Genomic DNA, 22,677 nt, shown 5'->3' with positions numbered 1-22,677 from the left:
CGGAGATGTGCCAGACGGTGCTGTGGCCGAGGTCCAGCAGGTGCCGTGTCGCCTGGCGCGCGCCTTCGGCCTGGTCCGTGTCGACCTGCGGGTAGTCGGGCCGCTCGGTGGAGTCGATGACGACCACGGAGAGTCCGGGCGGCAGTTCCACGTCGGCCCGGTCGACGATGTGCGCCTCGATGACGACGATGATGCCGTCGACGGCCTGCTCCAGGAGGCGGCTGAGGGCGACGCTCACATCCTGCTGGGTGGGGCGCTCGACGGGGATGACCGTGATCGAGTAGCCGGCGGTCGCGGCTGAGACGGCGATCGCATCCAGGGTGCGCATGTTCCCGTAGGAGGAGAGGGTGAACATGACGACGCCGATGTTGCGGAACTGCCCGGAGCGCAGTGCGCGCGCCGCACGGTTGGGCCGGTAGCCGAGCAGCTGCATCGAGGTCAGGACGCGCTGCCGGGTGGAGTCCTCCACATTGGTGAGTCCGTTGGCGACACGCGACACCGTCTGCGTCGAGACGCCGGCGTGCTGGGCCACGTCGCCCAGCGACGGCCCGCGCTTGCGCCCTGCCGAACGGGCGGGCGGTATTTCGGCGATCGACTCTGCCATGGTCCCCACTATTCCCCTTACAACACGACCTTGCGTCATGTTGACGTCAACATGCTAGAGTAGCGCACGCGATGTTGACGTAAACATCGACCCGACACACATCAGGAAAGAGCATGACAACGACGTCCATCTCCCGGCCGACGCGCCGGGCCCGCCGCGACTGGCGCGGCTGGGCCTTCGTCGCCCCCTTCATGATCGTCTTCGCGGCGATGATCATCGCACCCGTCGTCTATGCGCTCTACCTGAGCGTGTTCCGGCAGCAGCTCATCGGCGGCAACGAGTTCGTCGGCCTTGGGAACTACGTCGCCCTGCTCCAGGATGCGAAGTTCTGGGAATCGCTCGGACGCGTCTCCCTGTTCCTCGTGGTCCAGGTGCCGATCATGCTCGTCCTCTCGCTGGTCGCCGCGCTCGCCCTCGACAGCGCCCGGCTGCACGGAGCCGGCTTCTTCCGCATCGCACTCTTCCTCCCCTACGCCGTGCCCGGAGTGGTCGCCGCCCTGATCTGGGGCTTCATCTACGGCGACCAGTTCGGCCTGACGGCGAGCGTCAACCACCTGCTCGGCACCGCGCTCGCTCCGCTCACCGGGCCGTGGGTCCTCGCCTCCATCGGCAACATCGTCACGTGGGAGTTCATGGGCTACAACATGCTCATCTTCTACGCAGCGCTGCGCGTCATCCCCGGCGAGCTGTACGAAGCGGCCGAGATCGACGGGGCCGGCGCGTTCCGCACCGTGTTCAGCATCAAGCTCCCGGCCATCCGCGGCGCCCTGGTGATCGCCACGATCTTCTCGATCATCGGCAGCTTCCAGCTGTTCAACGAGCCGAACCTCCTCATGCAGTTGGCGCCCAACGCGATCAAGACCTACTTCACCCCGAACATGTACGCCTACAACCTCTCGTTCGCCGGACAGCAGTTCAACTACGCCGCGACGGTCGCGATCGTCATGGGCGTGCTCACCGCCGTCATCGCGTACGTCGTGCAACTTCGCGGCTCGAGGAAGGAGCTCCGCTGATGGCCGCCCTGACCGACACCACGAGCCGCCAGGCCGACAAGACTCCCGCACGCAAGGCCCCCTCCCGGGCGGCTACCCGGAATAGGAACGCCGCCGCCGGTGGGCGCCGGATCCGGAAGTCGCCGGTCCTGACGATCGTGATGATCGTCTTCGTCCTCTACTCGCTCGTCCCGCTGATCTGGCTGATCGTGAACGCCACCAAGAACCAGTCCGACCTCTACTCCACCTTCGGGCTGTGGTTCGGCAAGGACTTCAACTTCTTCCAGAACATCGCCGACACCTTCAGCTATCACAACGGCATCTTCTTCCAGTGGCTCGGCAACACCCTCCTCTACGTGGTCGTCGGCGCGGGTGGGGCGACTCTGCTCGCCACCGTGGCGGGATACGGGATGGCGAAGTACAACTTCCCCGGCAAGCGCGCGGTGTTCGCGGTGGTGCTCGGAGCGATCGCCGTACCAGGAACCGCCCTTGCGGTGCCGACCTTCCTCCTCTTCAGCCAGGCCGGACTGACCAACACCCCCTGGGCCGTCATCCTGCCCTCGCTCATCAGCCCGTTCGGGTTCTACCTGATCTGGACCTACACAACCGAGGCGGTGCCGACGGAGCTCCTCGAGGCGGCACGGATGGACGGATCCGGCGAGTTCCGGACCTTCTTCACGATCTCGCTGCGCCTGCTCGCTCCCGGCATCGTCACGGTCGCGCTGTTCGCGATCGTCGCGACCTGGAACAACTACTTCCTGCCGCTCATCATGCTGAGCGATCCGACCTGGTACCCCCTCACCGTCGGCCTCAGCCAATGGAGCGCGCAGGCAGCCGGGGTCGGCGCACAGCCGATCTTCAACCTCGTGATCACCGGATCGCTCATCACGATCATCCCGATCGTGGCCGCGTTCCTGGTGCTCCAGCGCTACTGGCAGTCGGGTCTGGCCGCCGGAAGCGTCAAGCAGTAACCCGCAATCGCACTCCACAAAGAAGTGAAAGGAAGCTCATGAAGCGCATTCTCGCGTCCCGGCCCCTCCGCCGGATCGTCACGGCCGCGGTGGTCAGCGCCGTCGTCGGCGTCTCGCTCGCCGCCTGCTCGGGCGCAACCTCGTCGGGCGGCGGAGGTGCCTCCGACGTCGATGCGGCCCTCAAGCAGGGCGGGACCATCACGTACTGGTCGTGGACCCCGTCGGCGCAGGCCCAGGTCGCCGCCTTCGAGAAGCAGTACCCGAAAGTGCACGTCAAGCTGGCGAACGTCGGCACCAACACCACCGAGTACACGAAGCTGCAGAACGCGGTCAAGGCAGGAACCGGGGCTCCGGACGTCGCCCAGGTGGAGTACTACGCCATCCCGCAGTTCGCCCTCTCCGACTCGCTCGTCGACCTGACGAAGTACGGCTTCGACAAGCTGAAGAGCGACTACACGCCCGGCCCGTGGGGCTCGGTCAACGTCGGCGGCAAGCTGGTGGGCCTGCCCCAGGACTCCGGCCCCATGGCGATGTTCTACAACAAGACGCTCTTCGACAAGTACGGCCTCACCGTCCCGACGACCTGGGACGAGTACGTCACGGATGCGCAGAAGCTGCACGCCGCGGACCCGAGCGCCTACATCACGAGCGACTCGGGTGACCCTGGGTTCACGACGTCCATGATCTGGCAGGCGGGCGGTCGGCCCTTCTCCACGGACGGCACCAAGGTGTCGATCAACCTCCAGGACGACGGCACCAAGAAGTGGACGGCGACCTGGGACAAGCTGGTCGAGGGCAAGCTGCTCTCCTCAGTCGCACCCTGGAGCGACGACTGGTTCAAGGCGCTCGGCAACGGCTCCATCGCGACCCTGGTCACCGGCGCCTGGATGCCCGGCGTACTCGAGTCGTCGGTGAAGGACGGCGCCGGACAGTGGCGCGTCGCGCCCATCCCGACCTACGACGGGACGCCCACCAACGCCGAGAACGGCGGCGGCGCGCAGGTCGTGATGAAGCAGAGCAAGAACCAGGCGCTGGCAGCCGGATTCCTCAAGTGGCTGAACAACGACCCGGCCAGCATCAAGGTCTTCCTCGCGTCGGGCGGATTCCCGTCCACCACGAAGGACCTGAACTCGTCCGACTTCCTGGCCACCGCCCCGTCGTACTTCGGCGGCCAGAAGATCAACGAGGTGCTCGTGGATGGCGCCAAGAACGTCTCCACGGGGTGGCACTATCTGCCGTTCCAGGTCTACGCGAACAGCATCCACGCAGACACGGTCGGGCAGTCGTACAGCTCCAACAGCAGCCTCAACCCGGGCCTCCAAGCCTGGCAGAAGGCGCTCGTGACCTACGGAAACCAGCAGGGCTTCACGGTCACCGGCAAGTAGCAATCGGCACGTGGCCGGCCGCGCGTATCGTGGCCGGCCACGGCTTTCCCACCCTTCAGGAGAACCATGAACACCTTCGAGATCGCGGGAGACGACTTCCTCCTCGATGGAGAACCCCACCGCATCCTCTCGGGTGCCCTCCACTACTTCCGGGTGCATCCGGATGACTGGGCGGACCGCATCCACAAGGCGCGCCTGATGGGGCTCAACACGATCGAGACGTACGTGCCGTGGAACGCGCACGAAGCGCAGGAGGGCGAGTGGCGTGCCGACGGCCCGCTCGACCTGGACCGCTTCCTGCACGCGATCGCCGACGAGGGGATGCACGCGATCGTCCGCCCCGGACCCTACATCTGCGCCGAGTGGGACAACGGCGGACTGCCCGCGTGGCTGTTCACGGATCCTGAGGTCGGCATCCGCCGCTCCGAGGCGAAGTTCGTGGCGGCCCTGAAGCGCTACCTGCAGAATGTGCTCGACATCGTCCGGCCGCTGCAGATCACCGAGGGCGGCCCCGTGGTGCTCGTCCAGGTGGAGAACGAGTACGGAGCGTACGGCGACGACACGGAGTACCTGCAGCAGCTGGCGGACGCGATCCGCGACGCAGGCATCACGGTTCCCCTGATGACCGTGGACCAGCCGGAGGACGAGATGCTCGAGAACGGCTCGCTGCCCGGCGTGCTGAAGACCGCCTCCTTCGGCTCCCGCTCGCGCGAGCGTCTGGCGACCCTGCGGCGTCACCAGCCGACCGGTCCTCTCATGTGCTCCGAGTTCTGGGACGGCTGGTTCGACAGCTGGGGCGGCCACCATCACACGACGCCGGTTGCGGAATCCGCCGGCGAATTGGATGAGCTGCTCGCGCTGGGCGCATCCGTCAACGTCTACATGTTCCACGGCGGCACCAACTTCGGCTTCACGAACGGCGCCAACGACAAGGGCGTCTACCAGCCGATCGTCACCAGCTACGACTACGACGCACCACTGGACGAGGCGGGCGAACCGACAGAGAAGTACTGGGCGTTCCGCGACGTCATCGCGAAGCACGCACCGGTCCCCGAGCTCGAGCCCGTCGTCGCGGCAGCGGCCCCGTCGTTCACTGCGCCGTTCGACGTCGCGGTCCCGCTATGGGCGATGGCCGACCGGCTCGGCGACTGGGTGCACACGGACACGCTGCCCACGTTCGACCAGCTGGGCCACTACACGGGCTTCGGCCTCTACCGGACCGAGATCGACACGACGGAGCCGGCCGTGCTCGAGTTCGGCGAGGTCCGGGACCGCGCCTACGTATCGGTCGGCACCAGCCGCCTCGGCGTGCTCGCCCGCGACCACCACGACTCCGCGATCGCGCTCTCCCCCAGCCGCGGCACCCTGACCGTGCTGGTCGAGGACCAGGGCCGCGTCGACTACGGCACCCGGATCGGCGAGCCGAAGGGGCTGGTCGGACCTGTGCAGCTCAACGGTGAGGAGCTGCGGCGCTGGAGCGTGCTCCCGCTGCAGCTGTCATCCATCGAGCCGGTGCGCGCCGCCCTCGACGCGGCGGCGGGGGATGCTGCACCCGAGCGACTCGCTGGGCCGGTCTTCGCCCGCGCCGTGTTCGACCTGGAGGAGCCGGGAGCGCTGTTCCTCGACACGACCGGCTGGGGCAAGGGCGTCGCCTGGATCAACGGCTTCAACCTGGGCCGGTACTGGACGCGGGGACCGCAGCAGACGCTGTACGTCCCGCGAGGTGTGGTCCGTGCCGGACGGAACGAGCTCATCGTGCTGGAGCTGGAGTCGGCTGCGGAGCCCATCGCCGCTTTCGTCCCCGAACTCCGGCTCGGGCACACCGAGGTCTAGGCGACATTCGTGACGAATGTGCACTTGGACGCGGTCTGAGGGCACATTCGTCGAGAATGTCCAGTTGGACCGCGGCGGAGGCCGCCTCAGACGAGATACGTGGCGGCGCGCGCCTTCTCGATCGCGAGCGCACTGATTCCGGTGATCGCCGCGTCGAAGCCGAGACTGCTCGCGACCAGGCGCGGCGGGGAGGGGATGCGGCCGATGAGACGACGGCTGAGCTGGTCGACCGAGAGGGCGCTGTACTGGCCGAAGGCTCCGGCGAGGACGATGACGCTGGGGGCGATCACGACCGAGATCGCCGCGCAGACGAGCCCGATGAGGTCGAAGAATTCGTCGCGGGCCTGGCCGGCGAGCTCGTCGCCCGCCTCGACCGCGGCCATCATCCGCCGGAAGGCCGGGCCGATGCGCCGGTCGACGTGCGGGCCGTCGCGGTCCACCCACGCGGCGAGTTCGGCGGCGATCGCGTTCTCGGTGTCGCCGTGGTCCGTGAAGTAGCGCGAGAAGGAGGTCGTGGAGGTCAGCAGGTACCCGACCTCGCCCGCTGCCGAGCGGAAACCGCGGTGGATGCGGCCCTCGCTGGCGATCCCGGCGCCGATCCCGGTGCCGAGCACGAGGGCGATGGCGCTCTCCTCGCCTCGCGCCGCCCCGTGAAGGTATTCGCCGTACACGGTCGCGTTCGCGTCGTTCTCAGCGAGGACGGGAAGTCCGGTTCGCTCCTGCAGGATGTCGGCGACCGGCACATCCCGCCACTCCAGCTCGCTCGCCTTCGTCACGTGACCGTCGTCGGTGATGCCGGGCACAGCGATCCCGATACCGGTCACCGGGGTTCGGACTCCGGGCACGCCGGAGACCAGAGTGTCGACGAGTTCGAGCAGGCCGTCGAGACGGGCGGCTCCCGGATCGGAGCCCTCGAAGCGGAAGGGGAGGTACTGCTCGTGCAGGACAGCGCCGGCGAGGTCGACGATCCGGCCGCGGGCGTTCGCCTCGGTGAGGTCCACGGCGAGAATGGCACGGCGGCTCGACACGTAGCGCAACAGGCCGGACGGCCGGCCGGGCGAAGACCGGTCGAGGCCCGCGATCTCGAGCTCGCCCTCGTCGATGAGCGCTTGGGTGAGACGTTCGACGGTGGCGGAGCCGAGGCCCGTGCGCTCGCGGATCTCGCGCCGCGAGATGGGCCCGGCTGCGAGCAGCAGGTCGAGGATCGCGGTGCGGTTGATCTCCGTCACGTCGCGCGTGGTTGCGGTTCTCGGGCCGTCCGATGCCCCCATGGCGTCCCCTTTAACATCGCGGTGAGTAAATCTTCCAGCGGCCCCGTGCGCCATCACGTCAGGGGCTGTCCGCTTCTCACCCTACCGGGTGCCTGCATTCTGTTGCCATATATCCATCGTAGTGATAGAAAAGTCTGCAACGGTTCGCGGAGCACGCTGACCGTCGGCCACTTCTCGAACGATTTGGACTCAACGATGAATCTCACTTCCCGCTTCAGAAGCATTTCCCGGCGTCGACGACTGCTCGCTGCGACGAGCATCATCGCAGCAGGCGCTCTCGCCCTCACCGGCTGTTCCGCCGGCGGCGGCTCCACCGGCGACGTCAAGAAGCTGACTCTCTGGCTCTCCTCCAGCGCCGCCCAGCAGAAGGGCTTCGACCAGCTCTCCGCCGACTACAAGAAGAAGACCGGCATCTCGGTCGACGTCGTCAACATCCCGTACTCCGGATACGCGGCGAAGCTCCACAATGCCGCCCAGGCCAACGCGCTCCCCGACATCGCGGACGTCCCGGCCCTCGATCCGATCTGGAAGAACAAGCTGATCGATCTCCGGTCGATCAGCGGCAAGTCCTCGAACAACATCAACCAGAGCTACGTTGCGAAGGGCACCGGCGGGACGACCCTCGCGATCCCCTCCGATGTCACGTCCACCGGCCTCTTCATCAACAAGTCGCTGTGGGAGAAGGCGGGCGTCAGCTTCCCGTCGTCCCCGGACAGCACATGGACCTGGACGGAGTTCATCGCGGCGGCGGACAAGGTCCGCGAGTCGACCGGCGCGAAGTACTCGCTCGTGTACGACGCCTCCCCGTCCCGCCTGCGCGCCATGATCTACGAGATGGGCGGAAAGTACATGCAGCAGGGCTCCGACGGGAAGTTCTCCGCCGACAGCGCCACCGAGAAGGCCGTCGACTACTTCGTCGGCTTGAACGACGACAAGACGATGCCCAAGTCCGTATGGACCAGCGGCGCCGACCCGTCGGCCCTGTTCCAGAGCGGCCAGGTCGCCGCCTACTGGTCCGGGGTATGGCAGGTCTCGGCGTTCGCCACCAGCATCACGTCCTTCGACTGGGCCAGCGTCCCCACTCCCGCACAGCCGGTGCAGGCCGCCGACGTGAATGCGGGCGGCCTCATGGTCGGCTTCGACAACAGCGACGCCGAGGGCACTGCGGCCAAGGCATTCCTCGACTGGATGTACGAACCCGCCCAATACACGAAGCTCGCAGAGACCAACGGCTACCTGCCCGTCGAGAAGGGTCTCGACATCACCTACGACTTCACGTCGAAAGCCGCACTGGATGCCTTCGGCCTCTACAACAAGGAGCTCGAGGTCTACAAGCCCATCTCCGGGTACTTCCTCCAGGCTCAGGTGAAATGGGCGCTCGAGGGCAAAGCCTTCACCACCGACCCGACCGTGACGGAGATCGGCAAGGCGATCAACGGGCAGCAGTCTTCAGCGGACGCGGTGAAGAACATCGTGGCCGGGTACGACAAGCAGGTCGGCAAGTAGGACGGGAGGGGAGGAATCCATGTCGGCTACAGGCACGGCCGCCGCGCGGTTGACCGGCGCACGCGAACTCGGAGCGCGACGGGCACGCGGACGGCTGAACCACTACCGGTTCGCGCCGCTCGTCCTCATCCTGGTGAACGTCGTGCTCTTCGCGGCCTTCTTCGCCTGGCCCGCGGTGATCGGTCTCGTGTACTCGTTCACCGACTACACCGGCGTGGGTTCCTTCCACTTCATCGGACTCTCGAACTACGAACAGCTCTTCGGCGACTCCGCGTTCTATGCGGCCCTGGGCAGGACCGTGCTGTTCACCGTGGTCGTCGTGCCGACGAGTTTCGTGTTCTCGCTGCTGGCCGCGAACCTCATGGTCGACCGGTTCGCGAAGGGCAAGCTGATCGCCCGCATCATCCTCTTCGTGCCATGGCTGATCTCCCCGATCGTCTCCGGCGTGATCTGGAGGTGGCTGTTCGGCGAGAACTTCGGTCTCGTCAACTTCGTGATCGAATCGCTCGGCGGCGGGGCCGTGCCCTGGCAGTCGAACGCCGATCTGTCCCTGATGGTCGTGGTGATCGCCGCGACGTGGGGAGGCACGGCGTTCTCGATGCTGCTCTTCATCGCCGCGATCAAGAACGTTCCGGTCTCCTACTACGAAGCGGCGGCGCTCGACGGAGCCGGCCCGTGGAGGCTGTTCCGCGACATCACGTTGCCGAGCATCGCCCCCACCTCGTTCATCGTGATCCTGCTGACCACGCTGAACGCGATGAAGGAGTACGCGCTCTTCCAGTCCCTCAACAACGGCGGTCCCGGCACCTCCAACAACCTGCTCGTGCAGTACATCTACCAGACCGGTTTCCAGCAGGGCCAGATCGGCTACGCCAGCGCGGCGAGCTTCGTGCTCATGATCCTCCTGATGGTCGTCGCGCTGGTCCAGTTGACCGTCAACCGCCGGACGGAGCGCCGCCGATGACCGCGACAACCGCAGCCCGGGCCACCCGCAAGCGGCCGTCGGCCCCCGGCGCGCGCACGCGCACACGCACGGGGACCAGGCAGCTCGGCCGCACCATCCGTGCGACCACTCTCCTCTGGGTGCTCGCCCTCGCGTACGGCTTCCCCCTGCTCTGGTTCGTCCTCAGTTCGTTCAAACCCGCCGGCGACCTGTTCTCGTTCCCGCTCTCGCTGCTGCCGAAGTCCTGGACCGTCCAGGGCTACATCGACGCCTGGAGCAGCTTCAACTTCTACCAGTTCTTCGCCAACACCTTCCTGGTCGCGATCGTGACCACGATCCTCACCGTCGTGGCGAGCTGCTGCACCGGCTACGCGCTCGCCAAGTACGACAACCGGTGGCTCAAGGTCTTCTTCGTCTGCATCCTGGCGACGACGATGCTCCCCACCGAGGTCATGCTCGCGCCGACGTTCCTCGTGGTCCGCGACCTCGGGATGTACAACTCCCTGGCCGGCATCATCGTGCCGTCGGTGCTCACCGCGACCGGCGTCCTGATGTTCCGCGCGTTCTTCCTCACGGTGCCGGACGAGCTGGTGGAGGCCGCCCGGATCGACGGGGCGAGGGAGCTGGCGATCTTCTTCCGCATCATGGTCCCGATCTCGCGTCCGATCATGCTGACGCTCGCGATCTTCTCCTTCCAGTGGAGGTGGAACGACTACATCTGGCCGCTGCTCGTGCTCAACGACCCGAACAAGTTCACCCTGCAGATCGGCATCCAGAGCATCGTCGGCGCGCAGAACATCAATTGGTCCGTGCTGCTCGGTGCCTCGGTCATCGCGATCGTGCCGCTCGTGCTCCTCTATCTGGTGTTCCAGAAGTACGTGATGAACGCCGACCTCAATGCCGGGTTGAAGGACTGATGGGCGACGATGTGGAGGCCTCCCCGGTGATGGCGGCGGCCCGGGATACTGCACTGCGGGCGGCCAGGGATGCGGTGGCCGCGCCGTTCGCCGGCGGCCCGCACCGGGAACTGATGCGGCGGGTGAAGACGCTGGTGTCGCTCGTCGTCTCCTCTCCCGTGAGCGCGCCGGCGGCGAGCGTCGACGCCGCCGAGGCCCTGCTCGGCGAGCTTGATCGGCTCCAGACAGCGACCGGCTTGTTCGAGGGCGGCGACAACGTGCAGTCCCCGCCGGACACCGCCTTCACGATCAACGACGGGTGCGACGTCCACGAGCTGCTCCGGGATGCGACCGACCCACGGCTCATCCGGGTGAGGGATGCGCTCGCCACGATCATCCGGGAGGCGACGCCGCCGCTGCTCACCGGCGGAGTGCACACGCCGAACCACCGCTGGGAGCTCGGCGCCGCGCTCGCGCGCATCCATCGTTCGTTCCCGGATCGGCGTCTGGTCGACCGGGTCGACGAGTGGCTGGCCGAGGGGGTCGACATCGACGAGGACGGGTACTACTCCGAGCGCAGCCCGAACTATGCCTCGGCGGTGACCAATCCGTCGCTGCTGGCGATCGCAGAGATCCTGGAACGCCCCGAGCTGCGCCGGATCGTCGAGCGCAATCTCGAGCTGACGCTCGCGCTCATCCACCCGGACCGGACCGTCGAGTCGCTCCCCTCGCGCCGCCAGGATCAGGGCGCACGGTTTCCGCTCTCGCCGTACGCGGCGCCGTTCCGGTCGCTGGCCCTCTCGACCGGACGCCGCGACTTCGCCTGGGCGGCGGAACTCGCCGTCGCGGAGGGCGTCGACGACCCGGGCATGCTGACCGAGCTGCTGCTGCATCCCGGGCTGGATGACACCCTCCCTGCCGCGGAGGCGCCGGAGAGAGACGGGACGACGGTGCACCGGGGGGTGTCGCTCGCCGTTCACCGGGGCGCCGACGCCGACACCGTCGTGTACGGCGGTTCGGATTACGGCAGGCAGGGGCGCATCCGGTCGGGGCTTGCCAACGATCCCACGTTCCTGCGGCTGTTCGCCGGCAGCGCGGTCCTCGACTCCGTGCGCCTCTCGCGAACGTTCTTCGGCTTGGGTCCGTTCCGTGCGGACACGTTCCGCGTTCTCGACGACGCGCGCGTCGAGTTGAGCGAGCGGGTCACGGCGCGGTACTACCAGCCGCTGCCGCCTGGCCGACGACGCGACGACGGCCGGTACGCCCTGACCGACGACGGGCGGTTCTCCGCTGCGATGTCCTTCCCGGAGCGGCCGTCCGAGGAGGTCGCGCTGCAGTCGAGGGTCGTGGTCGTCCTGCGCGACGACGGCGCAGACCTCGAGGTCGCCCTCGACGGGCCGTCGAGCCCGTGGACGCTCGAGCTCGCGTTCCGCGACGGCGGGGCGCTGCGTGTGGCCGGCTCCGCGGTCGACGGGGACGAGGTGGATGCGCGCCCCCGCCCGGGCGACGGAGCGCACGTCCTGACCGGCCGGCACGCGCGGTACACGTGTGGCGACGACGCGATCACCGTCGAGCTCGACGGGCTCGACCCCGTCGCGGACCCCGCGCCGTACTGGCCCGGCGAGGACTACGCGTTCCTCTCCGGGACGGACGCCGCCGGCGGTGTCCGGCTGCTCGTCGGCGGCACGGCGCCCGCGCGGTTCACTGTGCGCCTGCGCGCCGCCGGCGCCGCCGGAGCGGCCGGAGCTGCCGGGACCGCCGGAGCTGCCGGGGCCGCCGGAGCTGCCGGGGCGGCCGCATGAGCGGGACGGCTCCGCGCGACACCGCGGGCCCCGCGGACAGCGCCGCCCCGACGATCGCGTCCGGCCCCGCCACGCCCCCACGTGTCGCCGTCGTCGGGGTGCAGGGCTACGGCACTGCGCACATCCTGAACGCCCTGGAGCTGGAGGACCGGGGCCTGGTCGAGCTCGTCGCCCTGGTCGACCCTGCGGGGGGACCCCTGGTCCGCGACGGTGTCCGGGTGCCGGACGACAGGCTGCCGATCCGGCTGGACCACATCGACGACCTGCTGGGCAGCATCCCGGTGGACGTCGTGATCGTGGCGACGCCGCTGCACACCCACGAAACCCTCGCCTCCGACGCGCTGCGCGCCGGTGCGGATGTGCTGCTCGAGAAACCGCCGGTCACCGACCTGGCGTCGTTCGCCCGGCTGGAGACGGTCACGCAGGAGACCGGCGGGCTGGTGCAGGTCGGCTTCCAGAGCCTGGGTTCCGGCGCTCTCGCCGAACTGCTGCGCTTGATCGACACCGGTGCGCTCGGCGAGCTCGTCTCGATCGGCGCGCGCGGGTCGTGGACGAGGCCGCGCGGCTACTGGACGCGCGCCCGCTGGGCTGGGCGCCGCGTACTGGACGGAGCACGGGTGGCCGACGGCGCTGTCGCCAATCCCTTCGCGCACGCCGTGATGACCGCAGTGCGCATCGCGGGCTGGGACTCGCCGGAGGCCATCGGCAGTGTCGAGACGGACCTGCGGCGCGTGAACCCGATCGAGGTGGATGACACCTCCACCATCCGGGTGCGGCCGTCGGAGCAGGGGGCGGTCACGTTCGGCGGTGCTCTCACGTGCGCGTTCACACTCGCGGGACCGGTGGAGGCCGACCCGGCCATCCTGGTCAGGGGGACGGCCGCCGAGGCGACCCTGTGGTACACGACCGACCGGCTGACCGTGTCGACGCATGAGGGCCGGACCGAGGAGCGGCAGTACGGCAGGCGCGACCTGCTCGAGAACCTCCTCGACGCACGGCGCGACGGAGACGCCCTGCTCTCCCCGCTGTCGGCGACCGGCGGTTTCGTCCGGGTCATCGAGGCGGTCGGGGACGCCCCCGTCGTGCCGATCGACGCCCGTCACGTCAGCTGGGACGGTCACGGACCATCCCGGCGCCCCGTGCTCGTCGACGCGGAGGCCGCTGTGCGGCGCGCCGTCGAGACGCAGCGGCTGTTCGGCGAGCTGGACGAGCTGCCGTGGCGGTGACCGCACGGCAGGACTTGTCCGGGGTCGACATCACCCTGAACGGGCAGCGGATCGCCCGCTATGTCTTCGCGCCGGACACGCCCGCGGTCGAATCGCCTCGCCCGTACCTGTTCCCGATCGCCACTCGCGCAGGCGCGGCGGTGGCCGACTTCCGGCCGGCGGACCACCGGTGGCACCACGGCTTCTCGCTGGCGCTGCCCGTCGTGGGCAGGGCGAACCTCTGGGGCGGGCGCAGCTGGGACCGGACCGCAGCCGCCTACCTCGACGCGGGCGACAACGGGTCGATGCGCACCGACCGCATCCAGCTGGACCCGTCGGGACGCATCCGGTCGCGGCTCACCTGGCGCGACGCCGGCGGAGCTCCCCTGGCCGTCGAGGACCGGCTGCTCACGTTCGTCGCGATCGGGCGTGGCTGGATGCTGGACTGGGAGTCGCGGGTCCGAGCGGTGGAGCCCCTGACGCTGGGTAGTCCCGCCACGAGGGGACGCGCAGGGGCGGGATACGGCGGCCTGTTCCTTCGCCTCGCGCCGGAGTTCTGCGGCGCCACCGCGACGGCGGACGACGGGAGGACAGGACCGGCGGACGACTTCCTCGGCTCGCGCGCACGATGGCTGGCACTCACCCGGCCGGACGGCGCCGCGAGCGTGGTTCTGGAGGCGCCATCGCCGTCGTCGTGGTTCGTGCGCTCGACGGAGTATCCGGGCTTCGGGCCTGCGCCGTTCGACCGGGAGGAGCTGCGGGTGGAGCCCGGCGGACGCTGGGAGGCGAGCGCCCGGCTCTGGGTGGGCGACGGCGAACTGCCGACGGACCCCGCCGTCCGGGCGTCTCTAGGGGCGGGACGCGTCGGCCGCATCGTCGAGGGACGGGGAGGCGACGCCGACCGGTTCCAGAGCGCCCCGGTCGCGGGCGCTGAGCACGGCGACGCACACGACGATCGCCGCGAACAGCACGAGGCTCACCGGTCCTGTGCCGAGGTCCAGGCCGCCGCGCGCGTGCGACACGGCGAAGCCGTCGGAGAGCGAGGCGCCGAACGGCCGGGTGAGGACGTAGGCCGTCCAGAACGCGGCGGTCGCGCCCAGACCCCGCCAGCGGTGGGCGACTCCGGGGATAGCGAACAGGATCCCGAAGACGAGCGCCGAACCGAAGTAGCCGAGTCCCAGCGTCGTGGCCGTCAGATCGCCGAACGCAGTGCCCAGGGCGAACGTCCCCAGGACCGCGCACCAGTAGAACATCTCCCGCGCCCGGGTGTCGATGCGGTGGACCGAGAGCGTGCGCTGCGTCGCGTACCAGACGGCGAACACGGCGGCGAGGGCCACCGCGAAGCCGACGGTCGACACCGCGTACGGCACCCCGAGCTCCACATGCAGGACGTCGGCCACCGTCGTCCCGAACACGGCGACCATGAGCACCGCGAACCAGTACACCCACGGGATGTAGCGCTTGACGGCGAACTGGAGCACCATCGCGACGGCGAACACGGCGAAGGCGCCTCCCACCGCCACGAAGGGGTCGATGGTCTTGACCAGGAAGTCCGACGTCGTCTCGCCCATGGCGGTGGTGAGCAGCTTGGTCACCCAGAACAGAGCGGTGACCGCGGGGACCTTGTTGCGCATCCACCCAGCATCCCGGACGGCGGGCGCGTCACCCTGGGTGCCGGTGTCAAACATCTGAGAGGGTTCAGAGACAGGTGATCGAAGGAGCAATGTCAATGCGCAGAAGCGATCTCCCGGAGGGATTCGTCGTCGGATCGGCGACCGCCGCGTACCAGATCGAGGGAGCCACCCGCGAGGACGGCCGCGGCGAGAGCATCTGGGACACGTTCTCCGGGGTGCCCGGCGCCATCGTCGACGGCACCACCGGCGATGTGGCGGACGACCACTACCACCGCTGGGCGGAGGACGTCGACCTGATGTCCGACCTGGGGTTCGGCGCCTACCGGTTCTCGATCGCCTGGCCGCGCATCCAGCCCGACGGGAGGGGCCGCCCGAACCAGGCCGGGATCGACTTCTACCGCCGCCTCGCCGAGTCGCTGCGGGAGCACGGCGTCACGCCGTGGGCGACGCTGTACCACTGGGATCTCCCACAGGCACTCGAAGATCGAGGCGGGTGGCTCCAGCGCGACACCGCTCGCCGGTTCGCCGACTACGCGCACGAGGTGGCCGACCGGCTGAGCGACGTAGTCACCGACTGGATCACGCTCAACGAGCCGTGGTGCTCGGCGTTCCTCGGCTATGCGAGCGGCATCCACGCGCCGGGCCGGGCGCTCGGCTCGCGGGCGGCCCACGCGGCCCACCACCTCCTGCTCGGCCACGGTCTCGCCCTGGAGGCCCTGCGGGCGGCCGCGCCGGAGGCCCGCGTGGGCATCTCCCTGAACCTCTACCCCGTGGAGCCCGCGGGCGATTCGGGCGGGGACGCGGACGCCGCCCGTCGCATCGACGGGCTCAGCAACCGGCTGTTCCTCGAGCCGGTGCTGGCCGGAACCTACCCCGCGGATGTGCTCGAGGACCTGGGCGAGACGCGTTGGTTCGAGGAGAACGCGACCGAGGAGGACCTGCGCAGCATCTCGGCCCCGATCGACTTCCTCGGCGTCAACTACTACAGCCGCCACATCGTGGCCTCCGCCTCCGCGCCCGCCGCCGGCGCACCCCCGAGCACCTACCCCGGCAGCGAGCACGTCCGGATGGTGGACACCGGCGCGTCGGCGACCCAGATGGGCTGGGAGGTGCATCCCGACGGCATGCTCGACGCGCTGCGGATGGCCAGCGACCTGGCGCCCGAGCTCCCGCTCTACATCACCGAGAACGGCGCGGCCTATCCGGACAGCGAAGACGCAGACGGTCGGATCGACGACGGCGAGCGCACAGAGTACCTGCAGGCGCATCTCGAGGCCGCTCGGGATGCCGTCGCCGCCGGACTGCCGCTGCGCGGGTACTTCCTGTGGACGCTGATGGACAACTGGGAGTGGTCGTGGGGCTTCTCCCGCCGCTTCGGCATCGTCCACGTCGACTACCGGACGCAGACGCGCACCCCGAAGCGCAGCGCGCTCTGGATGGCCGACTTCCTCCGGGAGTGAGCGGGCAGCGGTTCTTCGGTCAGCCCTAGCCGCGCACGGCGCGCGCGTGCCCGATGAGGGCCTGCAGGTAACCCGCACGAGCGAAGACGTCCGCCCGCTGCTGCGCGCTGTAGACCGGCACCTGCTCCGTGTAGGTCTGACCGTTGCGAGCACTGATGTGGATGGCGATGTAGCCGCCGACCCGCACCTCCCGAGCCAGCAGGAACAGCAGGCTGAGCAGGAAGAACCAGATGAAGACCACCACGAGGACGATCGCCCAGGCCGGAGTGTGGCTGGTCGAGTTGGTCTGGTCGACCGTCGTCACGTTCACCTCGGCGATCGGCCAGGTGCCGACCGGCGTCACGACCCAGGCGTCGTTCGCGGTGACGTTGCCGAGTTGCACCAGCGTTGGCCCTGGTTGCCCGAATGCCTGAATGCTCACGCCTCGGACCCTAGCAGTGCCGACCGTCCGGCGGACCATCCGGACAGTTCCGGCCATGCGCCCCGGGATTCCGGACGAGCGATCAGGGGTCGCGGACGATCGGTCGGGCGGGCGGATGGGCGGACTGCCAGGCTGGGGTCATGAGCGTCGAGATCTCCTCCCAGCCGAACACGTCCTCCGTGCCGGCCGTCAGCCCCGCTGCGCGCCGGGCCTCGTGGGGCGGAGTCGTCGCGCTGATGCTAGGGGTCTTCGCGCTGGTCACCAGCGAATTCCTGCCTGCCAGCCTGCTGTCGCCCATCGCCGCTGGTCTCGGGATCAGCGAGGGGACGGCGGGCCAGGCTGTCACCGCGACGGCGATCATCGGGGTGGTCGCCGGTCCCGCGATCGGGCCGCTGTTCCCCCGGCTCGACCGGCGGATGCTGCTGGTCGGGCTCGCGGTCCTCGCCGCCGCCTCCAACCTGCTCGTGGCCGTCGCCCCGCAGTTCTGGCTGCTGCTGGTGGCGCGCGTGCTGCTCGGGATCGCGATCTCCGGCTTCTGGTCGATGGCCGTCGCCGTCGCGGCCCAGCTGGTGCCGGCGGAGCACTTCGGACGAGCCATGATGATCGTCAACACGGGCGTCTCGCTCGCCACCGTGGTCGCCGTGCCGCTCGGAGCCTTCCTCGGCGCCCTCTGGGGCTGGCGTGCGGTGTTCCTCCTCGTCGCCGCGATGTCCGTGGCCGCCGCCGTGGCGCAGGTCCTGCTGCTTCCGCCGATCGCCCCCGCCCGGGGATCCGGCGTCCGCAGTCTCGTGGCCACCCTCCGCTCGCCCACGATGATCGTGGGCCTGATCGGCATCGCGCTGCTCGCCGGCGGCCACTTCACCGGATTCACGTACATCCGCCTGGGTGCCGCGGACATCCCCGGGCTGACGACGGGAGGATTGGCGATCCTGCTCGCGGTCTACGGCGCGGGCGGCTTCGTCGGGAACATCATCGCCGGCGTCGTCGCGGATCGCCGGCTGCGCACGGCTCTCGTGGTGATGCCGGCCGTGCTGGGAGCCGCGGTCACGGTGTTCGCACTGCTGCCCGCTGAGGTTCCGCTCGCCTTCGTCGCGGTCGGGCTGTGGGGGTTCGCCTTCGGCGGCGTGCCGACCCTGGTCCAGACCTGGGCGGCCCGGGCGGAGCCGGAGCGGATGGAGGCCGCGGGCGGACTCGTCGTCTCCGCGTTCCAGGTGGCCATCGCTCTCGGCGCTGCGGCAGGCGGCCTCCTCGTCGACGGCGCCGGGGTGAAGGATGCGCTCGTCGCCGGCGCTGTCGCGGCAGTGGCGGGCGGAGTGCTGCTCGGGTCGGCTCGGCGCTCGACCGGTTCGCTCACGCGGTGAGGAGGGACGCCCTCGCGACGGACTCGCGCCGCCAGGTTGCCGGGCTCATCCCGGTGTGGCGGCGGAAGGCCCGGCTGAAGGCGACATCCGAGCCGTAGCCGAGGCGGAGCGCCACCTCGCCCACGCTCAGCCGCCCCTCGCGCAGCAGGTCCTTGGCCTGCTCCATCCGCAGGCCCGCGAGGTAGCGGCTGGGCGAATCGCCGACGAGCTCGTGGAAGCGCTCCGCGAACACCGTCCGGGATGCACGAGCGACCCGGGCGAGGCTGTCGACCGTCCACGGCTCGCCCGGCGCCTCGCGCATCGCGGCGACCGCCCGGGCGATGTGCGGGTCACGTACGCTGACCAGCCAATCGTCGGGAGCGCATCCGTTCTCGACCCAGGAGCGGACGGCCGCCGACGCGATGACCGTGGCGATGCGGCTCGCCATGACCGCGTTGCCTGCCCGCATCCCGCCGAACTCCTGGCCGAGCGTCTCGATGAGCGGCCCCATGTGCGGTTCGCGCACCACGAATCCACAGGCCACGAGCATTCCGGGAAGCGCCAGCACGAACGGAAGCCCGGCCGCGGTGGCGGCTTCGAGCTCGCCGGACGCGAGAACGGTGTCCTGGAGGGCGTGGATGCGGTGAGCACCGGCCCTCGGCAGCATCAGGAAATCACCGGCGTCCAGCTGAACGGGCGATTCGCCTCCGCTGATCTCGACGGCGCCGGAGACGACGTAGTGAAAGCGGACCGACCCGGGCGATCCCGCCATGCCGCTCCCCCGCGCGAGTCCCGTGCGGGAGAAGTCGAGCAGGTTCCATTCCAGCCGGGCGAGCACGCCCTCCAGCTCAGTCAGGCCGGCCCGCTCGGGAGCCGCCGCAGGGGTCGGAGTCAGCGCCGCAGTCATGAAAGGGCGAACCCGCTCGGCCCGGGTGTCATTCCCGGAGGCGGCAGCACCGAGAGGATCAGCGCCGCAGGACGCTCGGGCGCGGCAGGCCCAGCTCTTCGAGCAGGTCGCCGAGCATTCGGTCGAGTTCGAAGCCGGCCTGCGCGATCTTGTTGTTGCCGAAGCTGGAGAGGCTGCTGCTCGGCTGGTCCACGCTGAGCACGGTGCCTCCGTCGCGGCCGGCGTGCAGTTCCACGCGCAGGGGCGTGTACAGCAGGGCACCCGGGTCGTGGCGGAACATCCTCGCCGCCGTCGCGTAGTCGCCGATGAGGTAGACCGCGCTCGGGATGTCGGCGCCGCCCACGCGCATCACCGGCGTGGGGTGGTCGGTCCAGAACCGGACGAAGCGATGGATGCCCGGACCGGACGTCTCGAGGGTCAGTCGCCGCCACTCGGCCCCCGTGGAGAGCAGCTCGCGGAGGCGGACGGCATCCAGGGGCGGGACCTCGGCCTCGAAGGCCCGCCGGAGCGTCCCGAAGGGAACCGCCGCCTCCAGCTCGATGCGGGTCACCGCAACGGGGACGATACGCTCGGTCGCGGGGAGGGCCATCAGGCCATTCTCGCCCTCACGCCGGCTTCGTCGCCCGCAGCGTATAACTGAGCGGGGCGACGCCGTCGAGCTCCGAGAGGGCGAACTCGCCGTCCGGCCTCCGGAGCATCTGGCCGGGCAGCGCCTCCCACGGGACGCTGTCGTGCTCGTCGAGGAGATCGATGCGCAGGCCGGCGGAGATGAGTGCCGTCACGATCTCGCCGAGCGAATGGTTCCACTCGTAGGTGCGCGTCGCGGTCAGGCGGCGGTAGGTGTCGACGTAGGTGGTGTCCGAGTCCCACTGCAGCGGTTCGGGGCGCTCGAAGTACGAGAACCGCAGGTGCAGGTCGTCGTCGAGGGTCTCATCCATCGACCAGAGGATGGGATGGCCCTCCCGCAGGAACAGGGAGCCGCCGGGCGCGAGCAGCTCCGCGACGACCGCGGCCCAGCGATCCACGCGCGGCAGCCAGCAGAGCGCGCCGATGCCGGTGTAGACGAGGTCGAACGCTCCGGGCGTCAGGACCGAGGCGGCGTCGTACACATCCGAGACGACGAAGTCGACGTCGTCGCCGGTGTCGGCGACGAGCTTGCGTGCCTCCTCGACGGCGACCGGCGAGAAGTCGAGGCCGGTGACCCGGGCGCCGAGCCGGGCCAGTGACAGGGTGTCGGTCCCGATATGGCACTGCAGGTGCACGACCCGCTTGCCGGCGACCGATCCGAGCCGCGGCAGGTCGAACCGCACGACGCCGGAGAGGAGCTCGCGGTCCTCGATGAACTGCGAGATCCGATATCCCTGGCCACTGCGGTCGGCGTGGATGCTGGCGCGCTCATCCCAGTTGGCTCTGTTCGCGTCGCTGAAGGTCGACATCCGGCTTCTCCCCTTCCGCCCGGTCGGCGCCGAGCCCGCCAGCCTAGCCGAAAGCGGTCACGCTGACGACGGCGTCGGGATGCGGTTCCCCACTGACGGCACTGCGGTATCCTAGTCGTGCACTATGCGAACGCCGCGTTCGGATAGTGAACGACCACAACGAAGTGAGGACCCCGTGCAGTTCCACCACTACGGCTACGTCTCCGGCGACCCGCGCATCCACGAGCCCGCCGGCACCGGCGTCGATCGCCCCGACGAGCTGCCCGACGAGGTCGACGTGCTCATCGTCGGCACCGGCCCCGCGGGAATGATCGCCGGCGCTCAGCTGTCCCAGTTCCCCGGCGTCGTCACCCGGATCGTCGAGCGCCGTCCCGGGCGGCTCGCGATCGGGCAGGCGGACGGCATCCAGGCGCGCAGCGTCGAGACCTTCCAGGCGTTCGGGTTCGCGGAGCGGATCATCGCCGAGGCGTACCGCATCACCGAGATGGCGTTCTGGAAGCCGGACCCCTCCGACCCGACCCGCATCGTCCGGACGGCGCGGCCGATCGACGATCCGACCGGCGTCAGCGAGTTCCCGCACCTCATCGTCAACCAGGCGCGCGTGCTGGACTACTTCGCCGAGGTCATGGCGAACTCGCCTTCGCGCATCCGACCGGACTACGGCTACGAGTTCGTCCGGCTCGAGGTCGGCGAGGGCGACCATCCCGTCGCCGTCACCCTCCGCCGCGTCGCCGGGCCGGACGAAGGCGCCGAGCGGGTCGTGCGCGCGAAGTACGTCGTCGGTGCGGACGGCGCCCGCAGCAAGGTCCGCGAGTCGATCGGCTGCCACCTCGCCGGCGACCAGGCGAACCACGCCTGGGGCGTCATGGATGTGCTGGCCGTGACCGACTTCCCCGACATCCGCACGAAGTGCTCGATCCAGTCGGAGTTCGGAAACATCCTGCTGATCCCCCGCGAGGGCGGCTACCTCTTCCGGATGTACGTCGACCTCGGCGAGGTGCCGCCGGACGACCAGGGCGCCGTGCGCTCCACCACGATCGAACAGATCATCGCCAAGGCCAACGAGATCCTCCACCCCTACACGCTGGATGTGCGCAACGTCGCCTGGCACAGCGTCTACGAGGTCGGCCACCGTCTGACCGACCGCTTCGACGACGTGCTTCCGGAGGAGCTCGGGAGGCGCATCCCGCGCGTCTTCATCACCGGCGACGCGTGCCACACGCACAGCGCGAAGGCCGGTCAGGGCATGAACGTGTCGATGCAGGACGGGTTCAACATCGGCTGGAAGCTGGGGCACGTGCTCGACGGCCGCAGCCCGGAGACCCTGCTCGCCACCTACTCGGCCGAGCGCCAGGTCGTGGCGAAGGACCTCATCCAATTCGACAAGGAGTGGTCGACGCTCATGGCGATGAAGCCGGAGGAGTTCGCCAGCCCCTCCGAGCTGGAGGACTTCTACGTCCGGACGGCCGAGTTCCCGGCCGGCTTCATGACGCAGTACGCGCCGTCGCTCATCGTCGGGGAGCCGGCGCATCAGGAGCTCGCGACCGGCTTCCCGATCGGCAAGCGCTTCAAGTCGGCGACCGTCGAGCGGGTCTGCGACGGCAACCCCCTGCAGCTCGGGCACCACGCGCGGGCCGACGGACGCTGGCGTGTGTACGTGTTCGCCGACGCGGCCCACGCCGGCGAGCCCTCCGCGGTCGCGGACCTGGCCGAGTGGATGTCGTCGTCGCCCGAGTCGCCCCTGGCCGCCACGCCGGCCGGAGCCGACCCGGATGCGTGGTTCGACGTGAAGGTCGTGTACCAGCAGGACCACACGGTCGTCGACCTGGGGGCCGTGCCCGCGGTGTTCCTCCCGCGGGTCGGACCGTTCGAGCTGATCGACTACGAGAAGGTGTACGCCACCGGCCCGGCCCACGACATCTTCGTTGAGCGCGGCATCGACCGCGGCGGCGCCATCGTCGTCGTGCGTCCCGACCAGTACGTCTCCGCCGTGCTCCCCCTGCACGCGACGGACGAGCTCGCCGCGTTCTTCCGCCCGATCCTGCGCACCCCCTGACCCACGCCCCACGCC

At 69.5% G+C, this 22,677-nt stretch carries 19 protein-coding genes and 1 pseudogene; 13 read left to right on the top strand and 7 right to left on the bottom strand.

Going from position 1 to position 22,677, the window contains the following annotated elements:
* Positions 1-604, bottom strand: a 604-nt coding sequence (locus ACPYOG_RS07580; RefSeq protein WP_481293626.1) for a LacI family DNA-binding transcriptional regulator, incomplete at its 3' end; no start/stop codon positions are given.
* A gap of 113 nt (positions 605-717) precedes the next feature.
* On the opposite strand from ACPYOG_RS07580, the gene ACPYOG_RS07575 reads away from it, so the two are divergent.
* The 4 genes from ACPYOG_RS07575 (at position 718) to ACPYOG_RS07560 (ending at position 5,785) form a co-directional block, all read left to right on the top strand.
* Positions 718-1,617 carry a carbohydrate ABC transporter permease gene (locus ACPYOG_RS07575; RefSeq protein WP_481293625.1) on the top strand — a complete coding sequence of 300 codons (900 nt, stop codon included), beginning with the start codon at positions 718-720 and terminating at the stop codon, positions 1,615-1,617.
* Positions 1,617-2,567, top strand: coding sequence for a carbohydrate ABC transporter permease (locus tag ACPYOG_RS07570; RefSeq protein ID WP_481293624.1), 951 nt, complete (start codon positions 1,617-1,619; stop codon positions 2,565-2,567). Before ACPYOG_RS07575 ends, ACPYOG_RS07570 begins: the two co-directional genes overlap by 1 nt.
* 38 nt (positions 2,568-2,605) lie before the next feature.
* Positions 2,606-3,952, top strand: coding sequence for an ABC transporter substrate-binding protein (locus ACPYOG_RS07565; RefSeq protein ID WP_481293623.1), 1,347 nt, complete (start codon positions 2,606-2,608; stop codon positions 3,950-3,952).
* A gap of 66 nt (positions 3,953-4,018) precedes the next feature.
* The gene (locus ACPYOG_RS07560; protein ID WP_481293622.1) at positions 4,019-5,785 is read left to right on the top strand and encodes a glycoside hydrolase family 35 protein; all 1,767 of its coding nucleotides are present in this window, start codon (positions 4,019-4,021) and stop codon (positions 5,783-5,785) included.
* A gap of 86 nt (positions 5,786-5,871) precedes the next feature.
* Here the strand turns inward: ACPYOG_RS07560 and ACPYOG_RS07555 are convergent, their stop codons facing one another.
* Positions 5,872-7,056 carry an ROK family transcriptional regulator gene (locus tag ACPYOG_RS07555; protein ID WP_481293621.1) on the bottom strand — a complete coding sequence of 395 codons (1,185 nt, stop codon included), beginning with the start codon at positions 7,054-7,056 and terminating at the stop codon, positions 5,872-5,874.
* A 195-nt stretch (positions 7,057-7,251) separates the two neighbouring features.
* Here ACPYOG_RS07555 and ACPYOG_RS07550 point away from each other — a divergent pair, with 195 nt between their 5' ends.
* From ACPYOG_RS07550 to ACPYOG_RS07525, 6 genes and pseudogenes are all read left to right on the top strand, one after another.
* Positions 7,252-8,562, top strand: coding sequence for an ABC transporter substrate-binding protein (locus ACPYOG_RS07550; protein ID WP_481293620.1), 1,311 nt, complete (start codon positions 7,252-7,254; stop codon positions 8,560-8,562).
* 19 nt (positions 8,563-8,581) lie between these two features.
* Positions 8,582-9,526, top strand: a complete 945-nt coding sequence (locus ACPYOG_RS07545; protein ID WP_481293619.1) for a carbohydrate ABC transporter permease — start codon at positions 8,582-8,584, stop codon at positions 9,524-9,526.
* Complete coding sequence (locus ACPYOG_RS07540; protein WP_481293618.1) at positions 9,523-10,422, top strand: carbohydrate ABC transporter permease; 900 nt, start codon at positions 9,523-9,525, stop codon at positions 10,420-10,422. The genes ACPYOG_RS07545 and ACPYOG_RS07540 overlap by 4 nt, the downstream gene beginning before the upstream one ends.
* Positions 10,422-12,203 (top strand): hypothetical protein, encoded by a 1,782-nt coding sequence (locus ACPYOG_RS07535; protein ID WP_481293617.1) that lies wholly within the window; start codon positions 10,422-10,424, stop codon positions 12,201-12,203. The genes ACPYOG_RS07540 and ACPYOG_RS07535 overlap by 1 nt, the downstream gene beginning before the upstream one ends.
* Complete coding sequence (locus tag ACPYOG_RS07530; RefSeq protein ID WP_481293616.1) at positions 12,200-13,429, top strand: Gfo/Idh/MocA family protein; 1,230 nt, start codon at positions 12,200-12,202, stop codon at positions 13,427-13,429. The genes ACPYOG_RS07535 and ACPYOG_RS07530 overlap by 4 nt, the downstream gene beginning before the upstream one ends.
* Positions 13,420-14,226: pseudogene (locus tag ACPYOG_RS07525) on the top strand (DUF6807 domain-containing protein); the annotation flags it as partial. The gene ACPYOG_RS07530 and the pseudogene ACPYOG_RS07525, both read left to right, overlap by 10 nt.
* A 30-nt stretch (positions 14,227-14,256) precedes the next feature.
* Here the strand turns inward: ACPYOG_RS07525 and ACPYOG_RS07520 are convergent.
* Positions 14,257-15,096 carry a COG4705 family protein gene (locus ACPYOG_RS07520; protein WP_481293615.1) on the bottom strand — a complete coding sequence of 280 codons (840 nt, stop codon included), beginning with the start codon at positions 15,094-15,096 and terminating at the stop codon, positions 14,257-14,259.
* A 41-nt stretch (positions 15,097-15,137) separates the two neighbouring features.
* Here ACPYOG_RS07520 and ACPYOG_RS07515 point away from each other — a divergent pair, with 41 nt between their 5' ends.
* Positions 15,138-16,502 carry a GH1 family beta-glucosidase gene (locus ACPYOG_RS07515; RefSeq protein WP_481293614.1) on the top strand — a complete coding sequence of 455 codons (1,365 nt, stop codon included), beginning with the start codon at positions 15,138-15,140 and terminating at the stop codon, positions 16,500-16,502.
* Positions 16,503-16,527: 25 nt separating this feature from the next.
* Here ACPYOG_RS07515 and ACPYOG_RS07510 read toward each other — a convergent pair whose 3' ends face one another.
* Complete coding sequence (locus tag ACPYOG_RS07510; protein ID WP_481293613.1) at positions 16,528-16,923, bottom strand: hypothetical protein; 396 nt, start codon at positions 16,921-16,923, stop codon at positions 16,528-16,530.
* Positions 16,924-17,063: 140 nt separating this feature from the next.
* Here ACPYOG_RS07510 and ACPYOG_RS07505 point away from each other — a divergent pair, with 140 nt between their 5' ends.
* Positions 17,064-18,284, top strand: coding sequence for an MFS transporter (locus ACPYOG_RS07505; protein WP_481293612.1), 1,221 nt, complete (start codon positions 17,064-17,066; stop codon positions 18,282-18,284).
* Here the strand turns inward: ACPYOG_RS07505 and ACPYOG_RS07500 are convergent.
* Genes ACPYOG_RS07500 through ACPYOG_RS07490 form a run of 3 tightly spaced genes read right to left on the bottom strand, consistent with a single transcriptional unit; the run spans position 18,274 to position 20,606 of the window.
* The gene (locus tag ACPYOG_RS07500) at positions 18,274-19,170 is read right to left on the bottom strand and encodes a helix-turn-helix domain-containing protein (RefSeq protein ID WP_481293611.1); all 897 of its coding nucleotides are present in this window, start codon (positions 19,168-19,170) and stop codon (positions 18,274-18,276) included. The two genes, ACPYOG_RS07505 and ACPYOG_RS07500, sit on opposite strands and share 11 nt — an antisense overlap.
* 58 nt (positions 19,171-19,228) lie before the next feature.
* Entirely contained in the window at positions 19,229-19,759 is a 531-nt protein-coding gene (locus ACPYOG_RS07495) for a hypothetical protein (protein WP_481293610.1), read from the bottom strand.
* A gap of 16 nt (positions 19,760-19,775) precedes the next feature.
* Positions 19,776-20,606, bottom strand: a complete 831-nt coding sequence (locus ACPYOG_RS07490) for a class I SAM-dependent methyltransferase (RefSeq protein ID WP_481293609.1) — start codon at positions 20,604-20,606, stop codon at positions 19,776-19,778.
* Between the two features lie 175 nt (positions 20,607-20,781).
* Here ACPYOG_RS07490 and ACPYOG_RS07485 point away from each other — a divergent pair, with 175 nt between their 5' ends.
* Positions 20,782-22,662 (top strand): FAD-binding monooxygenase, encoded by a 1,881-nt coding sequence (locus ACPYOG_RS07485; RefSeq protein ID WP_481293608.1) that lies wholly within the window; start codon positions 20,782-20,784, stop codon positions 22,660-22,662.
* The last annotated feature ends 15 nt before the right edge of the window (positions 22,663-22,677 follow it).

The organism is Leifsonia sp. HAY1-4F (assembly GCF_056755275.1).
This window is presented reverse-complemented; position numbering and strand designations above follow the sequence as displayed.

Excerpts from the sequence above, each read along its gene's own strand:
- ACPYOG_RS07565 (WP_481293623.1), top strand. The coding sequence starts at position 2,606 with ATGAAGCGCATTCTCGCGTCCCGGCCCCTCCGCCGGATCGTCACGGCC.
- ACPYOG_RS07570 (WP_481293624.1), top strand. The coding sequence starts at position 1,617 with ATGGCCGCCCTGACCGACACCACGAGCCGCCAGGCCGACAAGACTCCC.
- ACPYOG_RS07500 (WP_481293611.1), bottom strand. The coding sequence starts at position 19,170 with ATGACTGCGGCGCTGACTCCGACCCCTGCGGCGGCTCCCGAGCGGGCC.
- ACPYOG_RS07555 (WP_481293621.1), bottom strand. The coding sequence starts at position 7,056 with ATGGGGGCATCGGACGGCCCGAGAACCGCAACCACGCGCGACGTGACG.
- ACPYOG_RS07515 (WP_481293614.1), top strand. The coding sequence starts at position 15,138 with ATGCGCAGAAGCGATCTCCCGGAGGGATTCGTCGTCGGATCGGCGACC.
- ACPYOG_RS07490 (WP_481293609.1), bottom strand. The coding sequence starts at position 20,606 with ATGTCGACCTTCAGCGACGCGAACAGAGCCAACTGGGATGAGCGCGCC.
- ACPYOG_RS07575 (WP_481293625.1), top strand. The coding sequence starts at position 718 with ATGACAACGACGTCCATCTCCCGGCCGACGCGCCGGGCCCGCCGCGAC.
- ACPYOG_RS07505 (WP_481293612.1), top strand. The coding sequence starts at position 17,064 with ATGAGCGTCGAGATCTCCTCCCAGCCGAACACGTCCTCCGTGCCGGCC.
- ACPYOG_RS07530 (WP_481293616.1), top strand. The coding sequence starts at position 12,200 with ATGAGCGGGACGGCTCCGCGCGACACCGCGGGCCCCGCGGACAGCGCC.
- ACPYOG_RS07535 (WP_481293617.1), top strand. The coding sequence starts at position 10,422 with ATGGGCGACGATGTGGAGGCCTCCCCGGTGATGGCGGCGGCCCGGGAT.
- ACPYOG_RS07545 (WP_481293619.1), top strand. The coding sequence starts at position 8,582 with ATGTCGGCTACAGGCACGGCCGCCGCGCGGTTGACCGGCGCACGCGAA.
- ACPYOG_RS07495 (WP_481293610.1), bottom strand. The coding sequence starts at position 19,759 with ATGGCCCTCCCCGCGACCGAGCGTATCGTCCCCGTTGCGGTGACCCGC.
- ACPYOG_RS07540 (WP_481293618.1), top strand. The coding sequence starts at position 9,523 with ATGACCGCGACAACCGCAGCCCGGGCCACCCGCAAGCGGCCGTCGGCC.
- ACPYOG_RS07520 (WP_481293615.1), bottom strand. The coding sequence starts at position 15,096 with ATGTTTGACACCGGCACCCAGGGTGACGCGCCCGCCGTCCGGGATGCT.
- ACPYOG_RS07550 (WP_481293620.1), top strand. The coding sequence starts at position 7,252 with ATGAATCTCACTTCCCGCTTCAGAAGCATTTCCCGGCGTCGACGACTG.
- ACPYOG_RS07560 (WP_481293622.1), top strand. The coding sequence starts at position 4,019 with ATGAACACCTTCGAGATCGCGGGAGACGACTTCCTCCTCGATGGAGAA.